The sequence below is a fragment of the Pseudomonas sp. AC463 genome, from assembly GCF_979253585.1.
The window spans coordinates 1-241 of the sequence record NZ_CEEDDZ010001087.1 but is presented as its reverse complement, the minus strand read 5'-3'; the positions used below and the strand labels follow the sequence as shown (position 1 = coordinate 241).

Sequence of the window (241 nt, the reverse complement as noted above, 5' to 3'; positions counted from 1 at the left end):
CGGCCACGCTGAGCGACAACCACAGATCCTGGCTCATGTTCAGCACCTTGCTGCGGTAGGGCAAACCATCCAGATACTCACCTAGCACGCCGCTCTGGGCCAGGTTGGCGCCCTTGACCATGGCCGACGGATCGCGACTCATATGGGCACTGGCACTGGCGATTTCCTGGAAGAAATCCTTGGGCGAGCTCTGCGTACGCCGCGCCGCATCGACCACCATGCGCAGCGACTGCTGCAGATC

Annotated in this window: 1 protein-coding gene; it reads right to left on the bottom strand. The window is 62.2% G+C overall.

The genetic code is table 11. The features are described from left to right. Positions 1–241 (bottom strand): hypothetical protein (locus tag AC0IYH_RS33635; protein ID WP_471838783.1); only part of this gene is annotated, 241 nt, incomplete at both ends.